This is a genomic window from Streptomyces sp. NPDC051064 (genome assembly GCF_044455985.1).
Taxonomy (GTDB): Bacteria; Actinomycetota; Actinomycetes; order Streptomycetales; family Streptomycetaceae; genus Streptomyces.
In genome coordinates, this window is the sequence record NZ_JBITFK010000005.1 from 270107 (window position 1) to 289435 (window position 19329).

The window sequence follows — 19329 nt, forward strand, 5'->3', positions numbered from 1 at the left end:
AGCGCCACGAGCGTCACATGGACACTCCTGCCACCGGGCCGGCCGCTCGCCATCAGGTACGGAGTCGCCGAGTGCGGCCGCCGGGCGGCCCCGCCCATGGGAAGGGCGCCCGGCGGTCCGGTCAGGGGCGTGGTCAGCGCACTGCGTACGCGCTGACCACGGTCTGGGTGACGGAGTTGCCGTTGGAGTCGGTCAGTTCGGTCTTCAGAGTGACCGTCTTGCCGGCCGCGTCCGCGTGGTTCACGGTCGCGGTCCAGTGACCGTTCTGCTGTGCGGTGGTGGCCTCGGCCCAGGTCTGGCCGCCGTCGTACGAGTAGGAGACCTTGGCGGCGGTCAGCTTGCCGGGCGTGTAGCCCGCGTGGCCCGTGACGCTCAGGCCGATCTTCTGATCGTCTTGAGCCGCAAGGGCCTTCATACCGTCCGTCGCCAGGTCGTAGCCCGGGAAGAGCAGCGGTATGCCCTGAGAGTACGCGGTCTCGTCCCGCTTCGAACGGAATTTCCAGGTCGTCTCGGTCCGGGTGGACCGCTTCCACACGGCGGCGGGCGAACCGAACTTGGCGGTGGTCATGGTGAGTTCGTAGGCCGCGTCCTCCGCCGGGACGGTGAACACCCCGGAAGGCCAGCCGGACTCGCCGAGCACCTCACCACCGCTGCTGAGCCTGATGTTGCCCATGTCCCCGAAGCTGCCCTGGAGACCGCCGTGTTCGTTGTCGGCCCAGAAGCCCGGGGCGACACCGATCAGGTTGTCCTGACGCTCGGCGGCGAGCTGCGGCTCGCCCGAGGAGTCGCGCGGAGCGGAGGGACCGAGGATGCCCCGGTACCAGCTCTCCGTGCGCTGTGAACCGGACTTGTAGGTACGGGGCTTGTCGAACAGCGACTCGCCCCAGGGGAAGCTGGAGGAGAGGTACCGCTGCCAGCTGGTGTCGCCCGCCGAGTAGTACTCGGTGCGTTTGCCGGGGACGGAGACGGTGTCGTAGACGGCGGAGTAGCTGCCGCCGTAAGGCCGGTCGTAGATCATGACGTCGACGTAGTCGGCGGCGACACCCATCGCCTCGTACGTGGCGGTGGACTTGCCGAGCTTGCTGTCACGGACCTTGTACGTGCGGTCCGAAGTGACCGGGCCGGTCTCGGGGAAGCTCAGGTTGTAGACGAACGGACTGACGGCAGTGCCCTTCCAGCGCAGCGTCACGGGTCCGTCGGCCAGGGCGGCGGTCAGGTCGGCGGCCTCTCCCGTCTCGATCCCGAGGGAGGGCAGCGGCGCCGTACCGTAGCCGATGACCGGTTGCCAGGAGCCGGCGGCCGGCCGGTACCCGATGATCGCCTTTGCGCCGGCGGTCTTGGCGTTCCGCGCCTGGGTGGCCATGTATCCGTCGTCGGTGACCTTCACCAGGGCGATCTTGCCCGTGACATCGGCAGCCTTCAGCTCGGCGGCGGTGCCGGTGCCGGCGTCGACGAGCGCGGCCTCACCCGTACCGTCGAGGTTGGCGGAGCTGGTGCTCGCGGCCCACGGGTGCAGCTCGGCACCGCCGACGACCGAGAGCTCCTCGATCAGCGGGGCGTACGCACGCCAGAAGCTGGTGAAGTCGAAGTCGCCGTCGCTCGCCTTGCCCTCGATGTCGACGAGGTAGTTCTCGACGAAGCGGTTGCCGGTGAGGGAGCCCGCGTGCAGCCAGACGTCGTCCCAGCTGCGGCCGAAGGCGAGCGTCGTGGAGCGGCTCTCGGAGTTGCGGTCCTCGGTCTTCACCTGGACCCGGTGGGCCTTGCGGGCGTCCAGTACAAGGGTGGTGTCCTTGGTGACGTTCAGCTGCGGCCGCGCCAGATAACCGACGGACTCGACGCGCGTCCCGGTGGCGTCCGTCAAGTCCGGCGAGGTGACGAAGCTGGAGACGAAGTACGCGCCGGGCCGGACCTGGTACACCTGGTCGGTGGAGCCGTCGTTGTAGCGGCGCTCACCGCTGGCGTCGTCGGTGCCGATGACGTCCACCGAGGAGGAGCCGGCGGCGGGCTTGCCGGTGCGGTCGATGAGCTTGACCCGCAGGGTGACCGTCTCCGCGCCGACGTACAGGGAGAACGGGGTGGAGACCTTGGCGCCGTCGGCACCGGTGGCCAGCACGCGGCCGGTGACATCACCGTACTGAGCGGCCTTCAGGCTCGCCGTCGGGTCGATGTCCAGCGGGACCTTGACGGTCGCTCCGGCCGGGACGGTGACACTGCTCGCGTCGAGCTTGGCAACCGAGGAGCGGACGTCCGAGCCGTCGTTGCCGGTGACACCCGTGACCTTAAGGGACAGCTTCACAGGCTTGCTGCCGGAGTTCGTGTACGGGACCTCGACCGTGGTGCGGTCGGACTTGTCCTGCGGCCAGTTGAACGTGCCACCCTGGACGGCGGGGGCGCCGACGACGGTGGTGTCGATGGCGGCCTTCACATCGAGACGGCCGCCGCCGGTCTCTCGTACGTCACCGGGGATGTCGCTCTTCGCGGTCGACACGAGGGCCGCCTTGATCTGCTGTGCGGTCCAGTCCGGGTGACGCTGTTTCACGATGGCTGCGGCGCCCGCGACATGCGGGGTGGCCATCGACGTACCGGACATCGACCGGTACGCGTACACCCCGCGGCCACCTGCTGCCGCAGCCGAGATGGCGACGCCGGGCGCGGCGATCTCCGGCTTGAGAGTGTGTGCACCGACCGCGGGTCCGCGGCTGGAGAACACGGCCGTGGAGTCGTCGCGGTCGACGGCGCCGACGGTCAGCACGCTGGGCGCGCAGCCCGGCGAGGAGACGGTGTTCAGCGTCGGACCGGCGTTGCCAGCCGCGATCACGAACAAGGTGTCCTTGCTCTGGGCGAGTTCCTCGGCGGCGACGCTCATCGGGTCGGTACAGTCGGTCGGCGCAGTGCTGCCGAGGCTCATCGAGACGACATCGGCCTTCTGGTCGACGGCCCACTGCATACCGGCGATGATCCAGGACTCGGCACCTTCGCCGGAGTCGTTGAGGACTTTGCCCGCGAGCAGGTCGGCGCCGGGGGCGACGCCCTTCTTCTTGCCGTCGCTGGCCGCGCCGGAGCCGCCCACCGTGGAGACGGTGTGGGTGCCGTGGCCCTGCCGGTCGTCGGTGGTGTCGGAGTCGGTGAAGTTCTCCGAGGCGGCGATCCGGCCCTTGAGGTCAGGGTGTTCGGCGTCGACACCGGTGTCGAGCACGGCAACCTTGGTGCCCTTGCCGTCGTAACCGGCGGCCCAGGCGAGGTCGGCGCCGATCTGCTTGGTGGACCGGTCCAGGCTGGCTTGAACCTTGCGGTCGAGCCAGAGCTTCTTCAGACCGGAGGCCGAACGCGAACGGGTGTTGGTGACGTCCGACCAGAAGTCGTCGGCCTTCGTCTTGTCGGCCTTGAGGGCGACGCCTTCGATCGCCTTCAGCTCGGGTCCGCGCTTCGCGCCGCGCGGGGTGACGCGCGCGGTACGGGCCAGGTCCTGGCCGTACACCGCGATCACCGGCAGAGACTTCGTGCTCGCGTCGTCGTAGCCCTGGCGGATCAGTCCCGTGACGTTGAAGAGCTCCTCGTCGACCTTGCCGGCAACGAGTGCGCCGGTCGCGGTGTCCGGGTAGACATACAGGTCCGTGCCGGACTGCCGGGTCTCGAGGAGGGGCACGGTGCCGTCCTCACGCGGCAGTGCGGTGGCCGACTGAGTCCCTGAACCGTCCGTGATCACCATGACCTTGTCACCGGTGACCAAGGTGATGGTGACGGGCTTGCCGCCCTTCTCGGCAGCGGCAGCGGTGGCTGCGGCACTGCCGGTCAGCGGTCTCTTCGCGGCGGACTCGTCCGGTGGCGCAGCCACAGACGGCGCGACCACGGTGACGGCCAGGACGGCGGCGGTTGCCGCCCCCAGTGCCGTACGCGATATCGGGCGCATCGCTCTCCCCAGATGAACCCGGAACAGCACAGTTCAAACTGTCTGATTCCGGAGGCTATTGGTACTGCAGTGGGCGCCACATTGGCAGAGTGGAGGGCGATAAAGGGATGATGTACACGGCGGGTTTACGCCGCGGCCACTTTCCGCCACAAGCCGACCCGCCAAAGAGCGTGGAGCAATGTGGCCTTGACGCGTCCGGGGGCCCCGCACCTGTTCACCGATGCCGAATGAGCTGGTCGTGGGTGCGCTGCGCGCCCTGGCCACCGCCACCCTGCCGGTGATCGCGGCGGTCTGCGGGAGGACCGTGCCCGCCGCCCTCTACGAGGCCACCCGCCCGGCGAGCACGCCGGGGAATGTGGCGGGCAGCGCGGCGGCGTATGCGCCGCCCGTCTTGTCCGGGGCTCTGTCCGTGCGCCGGCGCCTGCCGCGAACGCGGTTGATGCGCCGGCGGAGAGCGGCCGGGCCGCGCCTGATCTGTCCGAACTGCAAACTTCTGCGAATATGGAGCAGCCGGCACGACATCCCCTTCGTTATGAGGCCGGGTGATCCTGGTCCGGATGCCGCACTTTCACCTGCTCTCAATCCACTGCCCCCGCATGCCGTGATCCGGTGCGTATGAAGAAGTCGCACCGCATGAACAGCAAGAGTTCCCTCATTCGCCGTAACGCCTCCGTCATGGCCCTGTTCTCCCGAGGGACTGTAGAACGTTCGGATCTGTCTCACTTGCGGTGGTGACGGATAGTGAAGTCATCCCAGAAGGATGCGGTGCGGAGAAGGGGGAATCCGGCCCGGCCGTACATCTGCCGTTTGATCAGCTTCGTTTTGTTATTGACGCCTTCGGTGCCGCCGTTGTGATACGCCCTGGTCAGAGCGGCGTTCACGGCATCGCGGTCTCGTTCGAGACCGCGGGAAGGCATTTAGAGGTCATCTCATTTCGGTGACTCGGTATTCTGTGAGTCATGGTGAGGATCGTTGAACGGCTGGTGCCGGACGAGTTGTGGGAGCTGTTCCAGCGAGTCGTGCCGGAGGCGCCGTCGCGGCCGCAGGGCGGAGGTCGGCGTCGGCACGGTGACCGGGAAGTGCTGGCCGCGATCGTCTTCGTGGCCACGTCGGGTTGCACCTGGCAGCAGCTGCCTTCGGCGTCGTTCGGACCGTCCGGAGCGACCGCCCACCGGCGGTTCTCGGAGTGGTCGAAGGCCAGAGTGTGGGCCAAGCTCCACCGCCTGGTCCTCGACGAGCTCGGTGCCCGTGGCGAGCTGGACTGGTCGAGGTGCGCGATCGACTCGGTGAACATGCGGGCCCTGAAAAGGGGGACCTGACAGGTCCGAATCCTGTCGACCGGGGCAAGTATGGCTCGAAGATCCACCTGGTCACGGAAAGGTCAGGTCTGCCCATATCCGTCGGCATTTCCGGGGCCAACCTGCACGACAGTCAGGCCCTGATCCCGCTCGTGAAGGGCATCCCGCCGATCCGTTCGCGCCGCGGCCGGCGACGGCGCAAGCCCGGCAAGCTTCACGCCGACAAGGGATACGACTACGTCCACCTGCGGCGATGGTTACGCGAGCGCGGCATCACCCACCGCATCGCCCGTAAGGGAGTCGAGTCCTCGCAACGGCTGGGCCGCCATCGCTGGACCGTGGAACGCACCATGGCCTGGCTCGCCGGGTGCCGACGACTCCACCGACGCTACGAACGCAAGGCCGACCACTTCCTCGCCTTCACCAGCATCGCCTGCACCCTCATCTGCTACCGCCGGCTCGCCAAATGAGATGACTTCTTAGCACGCCGCCGTGACCTGGACCGCTTCAACGCGCTGAGCTCCTTCCCCGGAGTGCGGCTGATTCTCCGCTTCTCCGCCTCAACGGTGTTCCGGACGCCCGACCGCATGCTCAGCGAGATCCGCGGCGCTGGCGAGTCCGGTGCGGGCGTGACCGAACTTCGAGACTCGGGACCCCGAGCTCCGAGCCCACCATTCGGCCCTGCGGCTCATATCGGCTCGCACCAGCCTCGCTGGGCGACGACAGGAACTGCTGGCTGTGACACGGAAGCCGCCCCAGGCGGACGTAGTCGATCCCGGCTCACTCCAGCCACTCGGGCATCGCGTCGTGGGGGAACTGCGGGCTCCGCCGCGAACCGGGGTGCGCCCGGACGTCGGCCGGTACGTGGATGCGCTGGGCGTCGAGCAGGCCGGTGAGGGTCTCCTCCGGGCAGGCCCAGTGCCCACGGCTCCACGCGGATCTACGTCCGGTCGGCCATCGAACCGTCCGTCACGCCCGCTCCCGCGAGTAAGGCTCCGTAAGGCTGCCGGCGCACGCCAGGGAGGCGGATCGGCGTCGGCGCGGCAGCGGTGTCATGCCAGCGGGTAGCCGACGATGCTGTGGGTGGCGGCCGGGCTGTCCTCGGTCGTGTAGTAGTGGCTGACCCGACCGTCGAAGCGGGCGCTGTCCCCGGCGTGGAGGTCGTAGGGCACCTCGTCGACGACGAGGGTGACCCGGCCGGCGATGACCATGACGTACTCGACGGAGCCCGTGCCGTGCGAGCTGAGCTGGCTCTGGGCGTGGGGGTGGAGGCGGGAGCGGTAGACCTCGAAGCGGCTGTGGCCGTGTGCGGCGAAGAGGAGGTTGACCGCGCTCTCCCCTTCGGGCTCGTCGAGTTCGGCGGCGCGCAGGATCTCCGGCTCGCGCAGCGAGGTGCGCAGCAGGTCGACGGGGTCGGTACGGAGCACGGTGGCGATGCGAGTGACGACGTCCAGAGTCGGATTGGCCTCGCCGCGTTCGATCTGGGAGAGCAGGGCCTTGCTTATCCCGGTCGCGGCGGACATCTCGCGCAGGCTCCATCCCTGGGCGAGACGGCGGCGGTTGAGGTTGGCCGACAGGGCGTCCCGCACGGAGTCGACGGCTGCCGGGCGGGCCGCGTCCGCCTTCGGGGCGGGCGCGGCGGGCGGCAGCGGGCCTTGCGGCACTGACATCGCGAACGTCTCCTTCGGCCGGGTGGAGTTCCGGTGAGCGGCCCCCACAGACCGACCGGCTGACGGGGGCCGTCAGTCTAGGGTGTGTCCGCCGCGTTCCGCCCGGCTCCCGGGCCGGGGACGGCGTCGAGCATCCGGCGCGTCCACGGGTGCCGGGGGTGGTCCAGGACCTCGGACACCGTGCCGTGTTCGACGAGTTCGCCCCGGACCATGACGGCGACCTCGTCGGCGATCTGCCGCACCACGCCCAGGTCGTGGGTGATGAACAGCACCGCGAAGCCGTCACTGCGCTGCATGTCGGCCAGCAGATTGAGGAGTTGGGCCTGTACGGAGACGTCGAGTGCGGCCACCGCCTCGTCGCAGATCAGGAGCCGGGGACGTACGGCGAACGCCCTTGCCAGGGCGACGCGTTGACGTTCGCCGCCGGACAGCCTGGTGGGCCGCCGGCGGGCGTACGCGGGTGGCAGGCCGACCTGGGCGAGGAGCCGGCCGACCTGTTCGTCGCGTCGGCGGCGGCGTTGTGCGCGTGAGCCTCCGGAGATCCGGCCGGCAGCGGTCAGCGCCTCCGCCAGGGTGGTGCCGACGGTGCGCAGCGGGGGCAGCGAGGAGTACGGGTCCTGGAAGACGATCTGCACCTGTGGGGCGAGCCGCGACCGCTCCGCGTGGGTGGGCATCCGTCCGGCGGCCAGCGGCAGACCGCCGACGTCGACCTGGCCCTGGTCGAAGCTCTCCAGGCCGACGGCGATGCGGGCCAGGGTGGTCTTCCCCGAGCCGGACTCGCCGACCAGCGCGGTGATCCGGCCGTCCGGCACGGTCAGGTCCACGTCCCGGACGGCGGGGCGGCCGTCGCCGTCACCCCGGAAGGTACGGCGTACGCCCCTGACGCGCAGGGCCGGTACGGCGTCCTCCGGCGCGGTCGGCGCGGCATCGGTGGTGCCGGCAGGCTCGGGGGACGGCGGGGTGAGGTCCCCGCCGATCTCGGCCAGCCGTATGCAGGCGCTGAGCCGGTCACCGGTGTCCCGGGGAGCGCCCTCGGGCGGCACGGGGGCAGCGGTCGGCGCCCTGAGCGTCACGGCGGTGGTGCGGCATTCGGGAGCCGCGTGGGGGCAGCGGTCGGCGAACGGGCAGCCGGTGGTGCGGTCGCCCGGCGGGGGCACGGAGCCGGGGACCGTGGGCAGCCGCGGGTGCCGGATGTGCGGGGAGGGCTCGGCCGCGAGCAGCGAGGCGGTGTACGGGTGGCGGGGGGCCCGGCGCAGATCCGCCGCCCGGCCCTGTTCGAGTACGGCACCGGCGTACAGGACGTAGACCCGGTCGCAGGTGGAGAAGGCGACCGAGAGGTCGTGCGTGATGAGCAGCAGGCCCATGCCGCGGCGTTCGAGCAGGCCGCGCAGGAGGTCCAGGACGGCACGCTGATTGGCGGCGTCGAGCGCGGTGGTCGGTTCGTCGGCGATGAGCAGGTCCGGGTCACCGGCCAGGGCCGCGGCGGTGGCGACGCGCTGGCGCATGCCGCCGGAGAGCTCGTGGGGGTAGCGGTCGGCGACGTCCGGTGCCAGGCCGACCTCGGCGAGCCGCCGGACCGTCTCGACGCGCAGGGCCGCGCGGCGCGCCCGCCTGCCGCGGGCCCCGGCGAGGGCGGGCAGGTGGTCACTGAGGCCGTCGGCGATCTGCCGCCCGCAGGTGAGTTGCGGGTGGAGCATCGTGAAGGGGTCCTGCATGAGCAGGGAGACCCGTCGTCCGCGCAGGGCGTGGCGTTCACCCGGAGGCAGGTCCCGTACCTCCTGGCCGGCCAGCCGGATACTGCCGTCGGTCACGGTGACCCCGCCGGGAAGCAGTCCGGCCACGGCTCGTACGGCGAGCGACTTGCCGCTGCCCGATTCCCCGACGACGGCGATGCACTCCCCCGCCGCGACGGACAGCCCGACGCCGTCGAGGAGTGTGGTCGGGCCGGTCCCGGCTCCGGTCGCGGTGAGCCGCAGGCCGGTGACCTCCAGCAGAGCAGCGGGGTAGGCCGTGGCGGCGGCTTCGGCGTGGACCTCGGTCATCAGGGCCTCCGGTCGGAAAAGTACTCGAACAGCCGGTCGCCGAGCAGGTTCACCACGACCGCGGAGACGATCACGGCCACGGCCGGTGCCAGGGCGGCCGAGGGGTTGTCGTACAGGAGGGTACGGTTCTCGGCCAGCATCCGGCCCCAGTCCGGGGCGCCGGGCGGCACACCCAGGCCGAGGAAGGACAGCGAGGACAGGGCGACGATCGCGCCCGCGAAGTTGAGCATCGTGTTGGCGACGACCACCGGCAGCACGTTGGGCCAGATGTGCCGCACCATGATCGTCCGGGAGGGCAGGCCGAGCGTCCTGGCCGCCTCCACGTACGGGCGGTGGCGCTGTTCCAGGACCGCCGAACTGACCAGCCGGATGTCTCCGGGAGAGGTCAGCACGACCAGGACGCCGACCGCGAGGGCGTACCCTCCGCCGCCGATTCCGGCGACGACGATGGTCACGAGCAGGGCGGGCAGGGCCAGCAGCAGGTCGGCCAGGCGGCGTACGGCGGTGTCGGCGATCCCGCCGAAGTAGCCGGCGGTCAGGCCGAGCACATTGCCGATGAGCATGGACCCGACGGCGACCAGCGCGGCCCCCGCCAGGGTGCTGCGCGCGCCGGCGGCCAGCATGTGCCAGACGTCCCGGCCGAGTTCGTCGGTGCCGAGGAGATGTCCGTCGCCGGGCATCGCGCCGGTGGCCATCAGATCCTGCCGGTTCCAGTCGGGGAACACCCACTGGCCGGCGACGGCTGCGGCGACCAGGAGGACGGCGGTCACGGCGCAGACGGTGGTGAGGGGGCCGAAGAGGCGTCGTCCGCCCTTCCTCGCGGAGACGGCGGGCGCTGTGCGGGCGGTGGCGGGCGGCGTGCTCATGCCTTCACCTCGGTCGGTCCGGCCGGCGCGCTCCGGCCGGGACGGCGGCGTTCGGTGCGCAGTTGTGGGTCGACCAGGGGGTGGGTGAGGTCGGTGGCGAGGTTGACGAGACAGATCAGGGCGGCGACCAGGAGGGCCTCGGCCTGGACGACGGGGACGTCCTTGAAGGTCACGGACTGCACGAGGAGCTGCCCGAGCCCCGGCAGCGCGAACACCTGCTCGACCAGGACGGTGCCGGCCAGGAGGTAGGCCAGGACGAGTCCGATGCCGGTGGTGACCGGGACGACGGTGCCCCGCAGTACGTACCGGAGGAGCACCGTGCGGGTCGGTACACCTCGGGCCAGGGCGAACGTCACGTGTTCCCGGGCCAGTTCGCGGATGACCGCGGCGCGGACGAGCTTGATCAGCACGGCGGTCACGGCGAGGCCGAGGGTGATACCGGGGAGCAGCAGATGGAGCAGCCGGTCGGTGCCGCCCGCTCCCGGCCCGTACGCGGGCAGCCAGCCCAGCATCAGGGAGAAGACGTAGATGAGAAGCAGACCGCCGGCGAAGGCCGGGGTGGACAGGGCGAGGACGCCGAGGCTCTGCACGGCGCGGTCGACGGGCCGCCGGGCTCGCAGGCCGGCCAGGGTGCCCAGCGGGAGGCCGAGCAGCAGAGCGACGGCGAATCCGGCCAGCACGAGCTGTCCGGTGAGCGCCAGTCGGTCGCCGAGCGCCGCGGCGACGCTCTCGCCGGTGCGGATGGAGGTGCCCAGATCGCCGCTGAACGCACCCGCCAGCCACCGTACGTACTGCGTGACAAGTGATTCGTCCAGGTGGTGCGCGGCCCGTACGGACGCCAGGGCCTCGGGGGTGGCGCTGCGGGTGCCGAGGAGAGTGCGGGCGGGGTCACCGGGCGCGAGCCGTAGCAGTGCGAACACTGCGAGGGAGAGGACGAACAGGAGCCCGGCGGTGCCCGCGAGCCGCCGAAGCACGTAGCGGACGGGCAGTGCCTGCCGCAGCCGCGTATGCCGGAGCGGCGGCGGGGCGGCCTGGCGATGACTGGGGTCGGTCACGGGGCTTCCTTCGTGCCGTGGACGAGGCCGGGGGCTGGGCCCGGAACCGGGCGTGGGCCTGGCCCGGCGCCGCGCGGCAGGGCGTGATGCGCGGTACGGTCGCCGGCCGGCGACGCGCGTACGACGTGCTGGGTGAGCCATTCCTCGGCGCGGGCGGTGGCGTCCAGCAGGTGGGCGGGGCCGGTGAACTCGTGCCCCTCGCCGGGGTAGACGTGGAGCTCGACGGGCGCCGTGGCGCGACGCGACAGTGCTCGGTACAGCTCGTGCGCCTGGCCGAGCGGGGTGACCCGGTCGTGTTCGCCGTGCAGGACGAGTGTGGGGGTTCCGCTGCCGCCGTCGGCGAAGAGCGGGGAACGGCCGATCAGGGCGGCGCGGCCCTCGGGGGTATCGGCGTCGCCGATGGCGTACGTCTGCTCGTAGCCCCCGCCGATGACGGAGGTGTGGGCGAAACTCAGCCAGTCGGTGGGCGCGGAGATTACGACCGCCGCGCGGAAGATGTCGGTCCGGGCGGCAGCGAGCGCGGCCAGGAACCCGCCGTAGCTGTGGCCGAGTACGGCGGACCGGCCGGGCAGCGCCTCCCCCTCCGCGACCAGGTGTGCGACGCCGCTGAGGATGTCGTCGAGGTCACCGTCGCCGAAGGCGCCGACGGCGGCGCGGGCGTGGTCCAGCCCGTAGCCGCTGCTTCCGCGCGGATTGGGCAGCAGGACCAGCCAGCCGGCGGCGGCCAGGGCCGGCGCCAGGCCGAGCACGTCCGCCGGCGCGTATCCGGCGGACCACTGCCAGGAGGGGCCGCCGTGCAGCGCCACCGCGAGCGGGCGCGCGCGGGGGACCGTAGCGGCCGTTCCGGCGGGGAGGCCGGCGGGCGCCGGGATGCCGGGGGCGTCGAGGAGCAGGCCGTGCACCCGCGCCCCGTCCGACGTGGTCCATGCGACCTGCCGGGTCCGGACCCGGGCGAGGTCACCGTGGCCGCCCTCCCCGCGTGCGGCGGCCGGGTCGGGGGCGGTGACGGGCCGCCAGATCCAGGCGCCCGGGCCGGACGTCGGCGCCACAACGGCCTGCGGGGGTACGCCGGGCGCCTCGCGTACGGTCGCGGCGGTCAGGCCGTCGCCGCTGAGACTCAGGGCGGGCTGCGCACCGGCGCCGGTGAGCACGGCCTGTTCCTCGTGGAGCACGGTGACTCCGGTGCCGGAGGACCCCTTCCCGGCCCGGACGTCCGCGACGCGGGTTCCGGTGCCGCTCCAGCCGGCGGTGAGCAGCCGGTCCGCGTCGTGCGGGTGGAACCGGATCCAGGTGACGTCCTCGGCGTCGGCGGCGGTCGCGACGGTGTCGTCCGTGAGGTCCACGAGGAGCGGTCGCCCGGCGACGATGGAGATGCCCTCGGCGACGACCGCGCGGCGGCCGTCCTCACCGATCGCGGGCGCGGCGAGCTGCCCCCGGGGTTCGTGAAGGGTGACGGCACGGCCGTCGGCGAGGTCGATCCGGACGAGGCGCGCGTGGTAGTAGCCGGCCGGCAGCGGGTCCTCGGAGACGGTGGCCACGACCGTGCGGCCGCCACGCCAGGCGGCGTTCCAGACGGTCAGCCCGGCCGGCCCGGCATCCCGCAGGACGACCGGCGCGAACAGCAGAGACGCGTCGGCGGACCGAAGCAGGCCGTGCAGCAGCCGGCGCCAGCCGGTGTCCGGGCGGTAGGAGGCCGGGGCGGGGTCCGGGCCCAGCCGGACGGGCAGCCCCAGGTTCATCCCGTCACGTTCGGCTCCGTCGTCGGCTGTGATCAGCAGGACCTCGGTGCCGTCGTCGGAGACGGACAGGTCCTCCACGGCGCCGGGGACGGTGACGAGTTCACGGCGCGCGCCGGTACGGGTGTCCCACGCGGTCAGCCGGGGGCGGCCCGGACCGGCCGGTTCGGTGACCAGCAGGACCGTCCGGGAGTCCGGAAGCCAGCGTGGGGTGTGCCGGGACCGCCCGTCGGGGCCGGACGAGGCGGTGGGCAGCGGGAGTGCCGGGCCCTCGGCCGGTGTGATCAGGACGTCGCTGCCCCACGGTCCGAGGACGGTGACCGCCACGCGGCGTCCGTCGGGGCTGATCCGGCTGTCCGTCGGCACGGTCAGGTCCGACATGGCCGTACGGACGCGGCGGACGACCGCGGCCGGGGCTCCGGCGGGGCCGGGTACCGGGGTGGGGCGGGGCATGTGCGTTCCGTTCGTGCTGCGGACGGGACGGACCGTGGCGCCGGGCGGGGGCGGGACCGGTGGTCCGGGGGGGGTGCGTGCCGGGCGGGCTCGGGGGCGTGCTCGCCCGGCACGCGGTCTCAGGTAGCCGCCTTCTTGACCCTGGTGGCCCAGGGGCCGACGAGGGCGAAGGGGCCGGGCTCCTCGAACACGAGGTCCTCGGAGAAGGCCGTCGCGGTCTGCGCCCACCACAACGGAAGGTAGGGAAGATCCGCGGCGGCGGCCGTGACTGCGGTCATCAGGTGCGCACCGCGTGCTGCCGGGTCGGTGGTCTTCCGGGCGGCGGCCAGCGCCTCGTCGACGACGGAGTTGTCGTAGTGCGGCAGGTTCGTCGCGGTGGCCTGACCGTCCAGATAGGCGTTGGTGAGCTCCGCCGGGTCCCCGGTGACGGGGTAGTACCAGAGGAACTGCAGCGGCTTCCTGCCAGGCAGGAGATCGGCGATCCACTGTTCGAGCGTGGTCTCCTTGACGTTCAGCGTGATGCCGAGCTCCTTCAGCGAGGCGGCCAGCGCCAGCGCCGCCTTGCCCAGCTGGGGCCCGCTGCCCGGATACGTGAGGTCCAGGCTGAAGCCGTCCTTGTGGGCGGACTTCGCCAGTTCGGCCTTGGCCAGGTCGAGGTCGAAGTCCCAGGCGGGCAGCTTGTCGTACGCGGCGTCGACCGCGTCGGCGGCGAGCAGGTCACCCCACATGTCGGGCGAGACGAGGGCGGAGGCCACCTCGGCCTTGCCGTGCAGGATGCCCTTGGTCATGCCCGCCCGGTCGGCTGCGTGGGCGAACGCCTTGCGCACGTGCACGTCGTCGAAGGGCGCCTGGGCGGTGTCGAAGGCCAGGGCGACCACCGAGCGGTCACCGGTGTAGGTGACCTGCGCGTCGGCCTCCCAGGTGCGGGCCTCGTCGGAGGGGAGGCCCAGCGCGCCGTCGACGGAACCGGACTTCATGGCCACGAGCCGGGTCCCGGCGTCGGGTATGAACGACAGCTTGAGCGACCGCACCGAGGGCCGGTCGCCCCACCAGTCGTCGTTGCGTTCCAGGCCGACGTGGTCGTCGGCGGCGAAGGACGTCACCCGGTACGGCCCCGACCCGAGCAGCAGCGTCCTGGGGGTGCCGACCTTGCCCTTGTTCCGGGCGAGGAACGCCTTGCTGCTGATCAGCAGGGTGCCGGGGGTCGGTGTCCAGGCGAAGGCCGCGTCGGGGTTCTTCAGACGTACGGTGATCTCACGGGCGCCGGTCGCTTTGACGGAGGCGACGTCGGCCCAGGCGTAAGCCAGTCCGCTCGCGTCGTCCCGGGCGGCCTCGACGGAGGCGAGCACATCGTCGGTGGTGACCGGGGTGCCGTCGGAGAACTTCGCGTCACGGCGCAGGGTGTAGACGTAGGTCGTGGCGTCGGGCTGTTTCCAGCTCTCGGCAAGGCCGGGCTGGAGCTTGCCGGTCGGCCCGACGGAGAGCAGGGACTCCTGGACCAGGCAGGCCACCACGTAGTTCAGAATGCCGGACTCGCGGCTGACGTCCAGGGTCGAGACGGACGAGGGCAGCGCCAGGGTCAAGGTGTCGACCGGCTCGTCCGTGCCCTGGCCGACGGCACCGTCGGCCCCGTCGCGCTTCTGCGGCGAACACGCCGAGAGGACCGCCGAGAAGGCGAGCACACCGATGCCCGCTCCCGCCGCACGGAGGACTCCGCGCCGCCCGATCGGTCCGTTCGGTCCCGAATGCATGGGAACCACCTATCCGTCCGCCTGGGCGTCCACTGAGAATGCCCAACTGGCAACAGAAGGTATACGCGAAGCTTTGAGGGTGTCAAAGGAGTCCTGGGATGTGGTCGGACCCGATCCGCTTCGAGCGGGCGGCCCAGGTCCGCGCGCGTTTCGGTCGCCGGGAAGCTACGGACGCCCATATCGGACATGCGGGCGTGGCGGAGCCCGGGAGTCGTATCCAGCTCCCGGGCCCCTTCGGGGTTGCCACCCAATTGCGCTTGCCGGCGCCGTTCGTGCTCTGACCGGGATGGTTCACCGGGTTTCGGTTCACACTGTTGGATGGCGGGCCCGTTGGATGTGAGCTGACAGGCCGTCCGACAGGTGGAGGCGTGGTCGCAGAGCCCGTTCGAGTCCGCTGGCCAACTGATCAGGAAGGGCAGCGGTTACAGCAGATCGTGCGCCGGGGCAGCACCAACTCGGTGCGCCACCGGCGCGCGATGATGCTGCTCGCCTCGGCCGGCGGGAACCGCGTCCCGGTGATCGCCCAGCTGGTCCAAGCCGACGAGGGCACCGTCCGCGACGTGATTCATCGGTTCAACGAGATCGGCCTGGCCTGCCTTGACCCTCACTGGGCGGGAGGCCGTCCCCGCCTGCTCAGCTCTGACGATGAGGACTTCGTCATCCAGACGGCCACCACCCGCCCCGCCAAGCTCGGCCAGCCCTTCACCCGCTGGTCCCTGCGCAAGCTCGTCGCCTACCTGTGTGAAGTCCACGGTCGGGTCATCCGCATCGGCCGCGAGGCGTTACGCTGCCCGCTCGCCCGGCGCGGCGTCACTTTCCAGCGCACCAAGACGTGGAAGGAGTCCCCGGACCCCGAGCGCGAGGCGAAGCTGGACCGGATCGAGGAAGTGGTGGACCGGCTCCCGGACCGGGTCTTTGCGTTCGACGAGTTCGGCCCGCTCGGGATTCGGCCCACGGCGGGCTCCGGCTGGGCCAGGAAGAAGCGCCCCGGCCGGCTGCCGGCCACCTACCACCACACCCACGGGGTGCGCTATTTCCACGGCTGCTACTCGGTCGGCGACGATCGCTTGTGGGGCGTCAACCGTCGCAAGAAGGGTGCCGGGAACACGCTGGCCGCGCTGAAGTCGATCCGCGCCGCCCGGCCCGACGGTGCACCCACCTACGTGGTCATGGACAACCTGTCCGCCCACAAGGGCACCGACATCCGCCGCTGGGCGAAGAAGAACAAGGTCGAACTGTGCTTCACCCCGACCTACGCCTCCTGGGCCAACCCGATCGAGGCGCACTTCGGACCGCTGCGGCAGTTCACCATCGCCAACTCCCACCATCCCAACCCCACCGTGCAGACCCGGGCCCTACACGCCTACTTGCGTTGGCGCAACGCCAACGCCCGCCACCGCGACGTCCTGGCCGCCGAACGCAAGGAACGTGCCCGCATCCGTAGCGAGAAAGGCATCCGCTGGGGCGGACGTCCCCTCAACACCGCAGCCTGACCAACCGCGAGCCGCAGCCCCGGAGCACCGACGGGGCCGGTTCAGGAGAAGGACGGCGCAAGAGAAGGATGACTCAGGAGGCGGACGGGTCGATCTCCCCCGCGAAGACGATGACCTGGTCGATGAGGCTCCGCCGCAGATGGACGACGTCCGTTCCCGCCAGACGGGGGCCTCCATCCGGCGTGGTGAAGACCCACTGGTACCGGGCCCACTCGTCAGGCATGTCCACCGCCGAGCAGCGCACCATCGTGCCGGTCCCCGCCGGGTGGCGCCGGATGTCCAGCACGAACCGCTCGACCGCCTCGATCCCTTCGCTGCGGCCCAACGGCCCCCAGAAGACCACGTCCGACGTCAGGGCTTGGGAGAGGAGCGCAGTCACATAGCTGTCGTCCGAGGCGTTGAACGCGGAGACGAACGTGTCGATTGCGGACCGTGCGGTTTCTTCCTGCATGCACCAGTAATACCAGTTGTTTCACGGAACGCGCTCGTCCCGTAAGCCGTCTTCCGATCACGGTGAACCATCCCGGTCACAGCACACCCTCGACCGCCGACTGAAGCTGATCGCCGGACTCGGCCAGGAAACCATCCCGGACCAAGCCGCCCGCATGATCCGCACCCGTCTGGACCCTCGGCGCCCGCCGGGACCTCGAACACCTCAAACTGCGGCCTGGGCCCACATGCTCGGCTTCCGAGGCCACTTCTCCACCAAGACCCGCGCCTACTCCACCACCCTCGGCGCACTCCGCGACGCCCGCGCCGCCTGGCACCGCCGCCACGCCCCCGCACCCGAGGCGACCACCCCCGTCCTCGCCCACTGGGCCTTCGGCGGCACCGGCCTCACACCCGATCTCGAACGACTCGCCTCTCTCGTCGGCGGCACCCTCCCCGAGGCGGTGACGACCGGTGCGTGACGACGAACTTCTCACCGTCCCCGAGGCGATGGCCCGCCTCAAGATCGGCCGCTCCGCCCTTTACGACCTCATACGCACCCGAAACCTGGCCTCGCTCACCATCGGCCGCGCCCGCCGCATCCCCGCCCTCGCTGACTACGTCCAGCGCCACCTGGAAGAGGCCGCCCGATGACCGCCCCCAGGCGCAAGACCCGCGCCAACGGCGAAGGCACCATCTACCAGCGGAGAGACGGCCGCTGGGAAGCCGCCGGCTACGAGCTGGCCGCCGACGGCAGCCGCAAGCGCGTCCGCGTCTATGGCACCACCCGCAAGAACGCAGCCGGCAGACTCGCCGAGAAGATCACCGACAGCAACCGCGGACTCCCCGTCGCCACGGCGGACAGCACGGTGGGCGTGAACCTCGCGTACTGGCTGAACAGCGTCGCAGTCCACCGACTGCGGGAGAACACCCACACCCGCTACGCCACCTGCGTCCGCCTCCACCTGATCCCCGGCCTCGGGACGAAGAAGCTTGCCCGTCTCACCGCCAAGGACGTCCGCACTTTCCTCGACCGCCTCCGCACCACGTGCCAGTGCTGCGCGCAGGAGCTGGATGCGGCCAGGCAGCGCTGCTGCGCTAGCGCCGAGTGCTGTGGCAAGTGCCTGTCACCGCTTACTGTGGCCTACGTGCATTCGGTCCTCAAGTCCGCGCTGGAACACGCTGTCCGCGAGGACGAGCTGCCGCGCAACGTCGCCCGGAACGTCAAGGTCACCACGCCCCACCCCCGCCGCTCACAGCGGCCGAGGCACGACAACTCCTCCAGGCGGCCAAGACCGACCGACTGCACGCGATGTACGAACTCGCCCTGCGTACCGGACTACGGAAAGGCGAACTCCTCGGCCTCCACTGGGAAGACCTCGACCTCGACGGCGGCACCGCGAGCATCCGTCGCTCCTTGCAACGCACCCGGACCGGCGGCCTCACCAGCCTTCCGACCAAGACCCGCGCCTCCGAACGGCGCTTGTTGGACAGGCCCCGTCGATGCCGATGCGCTCTGGGTAGTCGTCGTCTGGCCATAGGCCTCCGGCATGCAAGCTTCCGCGTGTGGGCCCCGTGGGCGAGGGCGAGGTCAGTACCGCCAGTGCCAGGGGTTGTCCGTGGAATCCAACCGGCAGTAGATCACTGTGCCCGATGAGTTCGTACCCGAGGTTCCTGCCAGTGCCTTCGGGCAGTACTGCCCAGCCTGATAGCAGTTGCCGGCCGGAGACTTCGGTGTGTACCCAACAGGCTTGGCAGGCGCGTAGGTGGGCGCGGACTTCGGCGGCGTATAGATGGGCGTGGGTTCGGCCGAGTCAATAGGGGTGGGCGTTGACTTCGGCATCCCCTTGCGAAGGCACAGGTCATAGGTGTCGTCGAAGTAGATCGCGTAAGACTTCGGTCCGATCCTCTTTGCCCGGCAGACCAGTCTGTTGTTGTGTCGTGCGATCGAGGACAAGTCCGTCCCGGAGGAAACCTTGTGGTCCTCGTTGTATGTGTAGAGGTTGATCTCATAACCCGCCTCAGCCAGCCCGTCGCCGTGGGTGTAAGTCATGAAGTCCAGTGAGAATCCGGAGCGGTCAGCGTGCTTCACCGCGCTCCCCACGCTCTTCTTGACCAGGTCACCGGTGCCAGGGAAGGGCTCCGCCGATGGGGGTGGCGTGGGGGCGGATACGGCTTCGGAGGCGGCGGTATGCCCCCCTTCGTGTCAATCTCCCCGCTGCCGCACCCGGCGAACAGGGCGATGCAGGACATGATCAAGGCGGGTATGACAGCGCGTCTCACTGAGTCTCCTGGAATGGAGCTGTTCGGCCAGGAAGTTGCCAACAATATGGTCGACACGCCCATCTGTGAGATCGCCCGCAAGGGCGTGCCGGGGGTCGGGTTGCCCCGTCTGCACGAGCACGCCTCGGCCCAGGCGTCAGGTGAACGCCAACGTCCGATGCGCAATGCTTCGTCGCCACTACCACATGTGGCCAACGGAAGTCATCTCTCCGTTTCTCCGGTGCGGCTGGTTATGATCGGTGCCTCACGTCGCGTCAAAGCCGAACCGGACTTCCCCCAGTCCTGAACCCAGGACTGCGTCTGGTCTCGGCGGTCGGGCCGTCCCCACTGGTTCCCCGCTCTC

At 70.7% G+C, this 19329-nt stretch carries 15 protein-coding genes and 2 pseudogenes; 7 read left to right on the forward strand and 10 right to left on the reverse strand.

Annotated features, from left to right (window positions below; translation table 11 throughout):
- Nucleotides 1-133 precede the first annotated feature (133 nt).
- Nucleotides 134-3910 (reverse strand): S8 family peptidase, encoded by a 3777-nt coding sequence (locus ACIBCU_RS19380; RefSeq protein ID WP_399232643.1) that lies wholly within the window; start codon nucleotides 3908-3910, stop codon nucleotides 134-136.
- A gap of 220 nt (nucleotides 3911-4130) precedes the next feature.
- Here ACIBCU_RS19380 and ACIBCU_RS19385 point away from each other — a divergent pair, with 220 nt between their 5' ends.
- Nucleotides 4131-4529 (forward strand): Na+/H+ antiporter NhaA, encoded by a 399-nt coding sequence (locus ACIBCU_RS19385; RefSeq protein ID WP_362935344.1) that lies wholly within the window; start codon nucleotides 4131-4133, stop codon nucleotides 4527-4529.
- Nucleotides 4530-4629: 100 nt separating this feature from the next.
- Here the strand turns inward: ACIBCU_RS19385 and ACIBCU_RS19390 are convergent.
- Nucleotides 4630-4815: pseudogene (locus ACIBCU_RS19390) on the reverse strand (transposase); the annotation flags it as partial.
- A 54-nt stretch (nucleotides 4816-4869) separates the two neighbouring features.
- On the opposite strand from ACIBCU_RS19390, the gene ACIBCU_RS19395 reads away from it, so the two are divergent.
- A protein-coding gene (locus ACIBCU_RS19395) for an IS5 family transposase (RefSeq protein WP_399232645.1) occupies nucleotides 4870-5678 on the forward strand; the annotation gives its coding sequence in 2 pieces (ribosomal slippage) (nucleotides 4870-5227 and nucleotides 5227-5678; 810 coding nt in all).
- Between the two features lie 582 nt (nucleotides 5679-6260).
- On the opposite strand, the gene ACIBCU_RS19400 is transcribed toward ACIBCU_RS19395, so the two are convergent.
- From ACIBCU_RS19400 to ACIBCU_RS19425, 6 genes are all read right to left on the reverse strand, one after another.
- A complete protein-coding gene (locus ACIBCU_RS19400) occupies nucleotides 6261-6878 on the reverse strand; it encodes a helix-turn-helix domain-containing protein (RefSeq protein ID WP_399232647.1) in 618 nt (205 codons plus the stop codon).
- Between the two features lie 77 nt (nucleotides 6879-6955).
- Nucleotides 6956-8920: an ABC transporter ATP-binding protein gene (locus ACIBCU_RS19405; protein WP_399232649.1), complete on the reverse strand. Its 1965-nt coding sequence runs from the start codon at nucleotides 8918-8920 to the stop codon at nucleotides 6956-6958.
- A complete protein-coding gene (locus tag ACIBCU_RS19410; protein WP_399232651.1) occupies nucleotides 8920-9786 on the reverse strand; it encodes an ABC transporter permease in 867 nt (288 codons plus the stop codon). Before ACIBCU_RS19410 ends, ACIBCU_RS19405 begins: the two co-directional genes overlap by 1 nt.
- Nucleotides 9783-10841: an ABC transporter permease gene (locus ACIBCU_RS19415; RefSeq protein WP_399232653.1), complete on the reverse strand. Its 1059-nt coding sequence runs from the start codon at nucleotides 10839-10841 to the stop codon at nucleotides 9783-9785. The genes ACIBCU_RS19410 and ACIBCU_RS19415 overlap by 4 nt, the downstream gene beginning before the upstream one ends.
- Nucleotides 10838-13030 (reverse strand): alpha/beta fold hydrolase, encoded by a 2193-nt coding sequence (locus tag ACIBCU_RS19420; RefSeq protein WP_399232655.1) that lies wholly within the window; start codon nucleotides 13028-13030, stop codon nucleotides 10838-10840. The genes ACIBCU_RS19415 and ACIBCU_RS19420 overlap by 4 nt, the downstream gene beginning before the upstream one ends.
- Nucleotides 13031-13149: 119 nt before the next feature.
- The gene (locus tag ACIBCU_RS19425) at nucleotides 13150-14781 is read right to left on the reverse strand and encodes an ABC transporter substrate-binding protein (RefSeq protein WP_399232657.1); all 1632 of its coding nucleotides are present in this window, start codon (nucleotides 14779-14781) and stop codon (nucleotides 13150-13152) included.
- 476 nt (nucleotides 14782-15257) lie between these two features.
- On the opposite strand from ACIBCU_RS19425, the gene ACIBCU_RS19430 reads away from it, so the two are divergent.
- The gene (locus tag ACIBCU_RS19430) at nucleotides 15258-16274 is read left to right on the forward strand and encodes an IS630 family transposase (protein WP_399233053.1); all 1017 of its coding nucleotides are present in this window, start codon (nucleotides 15258-15260) and stop codon (nucleotides 16272-16274) included.
- 73 nt (nucleotides 16275-16347) lie between these two features.
- Here the strand turns inward: ACIBCU_RS19430 and ACIBCU_RS19435 are convergent, their stop codons facing one another.
- A complete protein-coding gene (locus ACIBCU_RS19435; protein WP_362935365.1) occupies nucleotides 16348-16725 on the reverse strand; it encodes a nuclear transport factor 2 family protein in 378 nt (125 codons plus the stop codon).
- A gap of 16 nt (nucleotides 16726-16741) precedes the next feature.
- Here ACIBCU_RS19435 and ACIBCU_RS19440 point away from each other — a divergent pair, with 16 nt between their 5' ends.
- The 3 genes and pseudogenes from ACIBCU_RS19440 to xerC all read left to right on the forward strand — a co-directional run.
- On the forward strand, nucleotides 16742-17185 hold the full coding sequence (locus ACIBCU_RS19440; RefSeq protein WP_399232660.1) for a replication initiator: 444 nt from the start codon (nucleotides 16742-16744) through the stop codon (nucleotides 17183-17185).
- Nucleotides 17178-17357 (forward strand): helix-turn-helix domain-containing protein, encoded by a 180-nt coding sequence (locus ACIBCU_RS19445; protein ID WP_399232662.1) that lies wholly within the window; start codon nucleotides 17178-17180, stop codon nucleotides 17355-17357. The genes ACIBCU_RS19440 and ACIBCU_RS19445 overlap by 8 nt, the downstream gene beginning before the upstream one ends.
- Nucleotides 17354-18189: pseudogene (gene xerC, locus ACIBCU_RS19450) on the forward strand (tyrosine recombinase XerC); the annotation flags it as partial. The gene ACIBCU_RS19445 and the pseudogene xerC, both read left to right, overlap by 4 nt.
- 105 nt (nucleotides 18190-18294) lie before the next feature.
- On the opposite strand, the gene ACIBCU_RS19455 reads toward xerC, so the two are convergent.
- Nucleotides 18295-18756: a hypothetical protein gene (locus tag ACIBCU_RS19455; protein WP_399233076.1), complete on the reverse strand. Its 462-nt coding sequence runs from the start codon at nucleotides 18754-18756 to the stop codon at nucleotides 18295-18297.
- Nucleotides 18757-18945: 189 nt separating this feature from the next.
- Here ACIBCU_RS19455 and ACIBCU_RS19460 point away from each other — a divergent pair, with 189 nt between their 5' ends.
- Complete coding sequence (locus ACIBCU_RS19460; RefSeq protein ID WP_399232664.1) at nucleotides 18946-19272, forward strand: hypothetical protein; 327 nt, start codon at nucleotides 18946-18948, stop codon at nucleotides 19270-19272.
- Nucleotides 19273-19329: the final 57 nt, after the last annotated feature.

Bases quoted from the DNA above. Each gene is read 5' to 3' on its own strand.
- ACIBCU_RS19460 (WP_399232664.1), top strand. From the start codon at position 18,946: ATGCAGGACATGATCAAGGCGGGTATGACAGCGCGTCTCACTGAGTCT.
- ACIBCU_RS19430 (WP_399233053.1), top strand. From the start codon at position 15,258: ATGATGCTGCTCGCCTCGGCCGGCGGGAACCGCGTCCCGGTGATCGCC.
- ACIBCU_RS19380 (WP_399232643.1), bottom strand. From the start codon at position 3,910: ATGCGCCCGATATCGCGTACGGCACTGGGGGCGGCAACCGCCGCCGTC.
- ACIBCU_RS19455 (WP_399233076.1), bottom strand. From the start codon at position 18,756: ATGACTTACACCCACGGCGACGGGCTGGCTGAGGCGGGTTATGAGATC.
- ACIBCU_RS19385 (WP_362935344.1), top strand. From the start codon at position 4,131: ATGCCGAATGAGCTGGTCGTGGGTGCGCTGCGCGCCCTGGCCACCGCC.
- ACIBCU_RS19435 (WP_362935365.1), bottom strand. From the start codon at position 16,725: ATGCAGGAAGAAACCGCACGGTCCGCAATCGACACGTTCGTCTCCGCG.
- ACIBCU_RS19405 (WP_399232649.1), bottom strand. From the start codon at position 8,920: ATGACCGAGGTCCACGCCGAAGCCGCCGCCACGGCCTACCCCGCTGCT.
- ACIBCU_RS19410 (WP_399232651.1), bottom strand. From the start codon at position 9,786: ATGAGCACGCCGCCCGCCACCGCCCGCACAGCGCCCGCCGTCTCCGCG.
- ACIBCU_RS19425 (WP_399232657.1), bottom strand. From the start codon at position 14,781: ATGCATTCGGGACCGAACGGACCGATCGGGCGGCGCGGAGTCCTCCGT.
- ACIBCU_RS19400 (WP_399232647.1), bottom strand. From the start codon at position 6,878: ATGTCAGTGCCGCAAGGCCCGCTGCCGCCCGCCGCGCCCGCCCCGAAG.
- ACIBCU_RS19420 (WP_399232655.1), bottom strand. From the start codon at position 13,030: ATGCCCCGCCCCACCCCGGTACCCGGCCCCGCCGGAGCCCCGGCCGCG.